This is a genomic window from Nocardioides sp. CPCC 206348 (assembly GCF_048654705.1).
In the GTDB taxonomy this organism is placed as follows: Bacteria; Actinomycetota; Actinomycetes; order Propionibacteriales; family Nocardioidaceae; genus Nocardioides.
This window is the reverse complement of sequence record NZ_JBMCZA010000150.1, coordinates 5700-6237: the sequence shown is the minus strand read 5'-3', so window position 1 is coordinate 6237 and position 538 is coordinate 5700. Positions and strand designations below refer to the sequence as shown.

The window sequence follows — 538 nt, the reverse complement described above, 5'->3', positions numbered from 1 at the left end:
CCCCCGAGGCCGTCGCCGTGGGTGACCTCGATCACCGGAACACCCGACTCATCGAGCGCCTGCACGATGTCGTGGACCTCGGTCGCGGTGAACTGGTGCCGCTTGTGGTGCGAACCGTCCCGCAGGCACGTGTCGGTCAGCCGCAGGTCCAGCTTGCCGAACGGCTCGTCGCCGTGGGTGCCGGACCACGTGCGCGCCAGGGTGTTCAGGTCGTTGTTGGAGTCGCTCATGTCAGTTGCTCCCGATGATCGAACGGGCGATGTTCTCGCCGACCTGCGCAGCAGCGGCGGTCATGATGTCCAGGTTTCCCGAGTACGGCGGCAGGAAGTCCCCCGCGCCCTCGACCTCCACGAAGATGGAGACCCTCTTGCGGCCCTGGGTGGCGTCGGAGGGGCCGTCGAACTGGGGCTCCTGCAGCAGCCGGTAGCCGGGGACGTACTCCTGGACCGCCTTCTCCATCCGGTGCACGGACTCCGCGATCGCATCCTCATCCGCGTCCGGGTCGACAGCACAGAAGATCGTGTCGCGCATGATCATC

2 pseudogenes are annotated in these 538 nt (G+C 67.1%); both read right to left on the bottom strand.

Annotation, left to right across the window (positions count from 1 at the left end):
* Window positions 1–230: pseudogene (locus ACOADB_RS10585) on the bottom strand (4-hydroxy-2-oxovalerate aldolase); the annotation flags it as partial.
* Between the two features lies 1 nt (window position 231).
* Window positions 232–538 (bottom strand): annotated as a pseudogene (locus ACOADB_RS10580) (acetaldehyde dehydrogenase (acetylating)); the annotation flags it as partial.